The 249-nt window shown below is 42.6% G+C and carries 1 pseudogene; it reads right to left on the bottom strand.

Going from position 1 to position 249, the window contains the following annotated elements:
• Positions 1-224, bottom strand: a pseudogene (locus tag AC2Q9J_RS18335) (enoyl-CoA hydratase/isomerase family protein); the annotation flags it as partial.
• Positions 225-249 lie beyond the last annotated feature (25 nt).

The following is a 249-nucleotide window of genomic DNA, read 5'->3' as shown; positions in this document are numbered from 1 at the left end:
GCAAATTGCTGTGCAGCATCATCCAGTAGAGCATCTAAAGGTTCATTCGAAGTACGATGTAATAAAGCTTTAGTATTGCGAGAGGCCAATGGTGCAGCACGTTTGATTTGTTGAACGGTATCGCTCAGTAACTGCTCAAGTTCATAATCATCATGCACCACATCATGCACTACACCTAACTTCTGAGCAATCTCATCATTGAAACGAGAACCTAACATTGCCAAACGACGCGCTTATGTTAGTCCAATG

Source organism: Planococcus sp. RAB007_Raresut (assembly GCF_057369535.1).
Note: the sequence above shows the minus strand (reverse complement) of the source record. Positions and strands in the feature narration are given on the sequence as shown.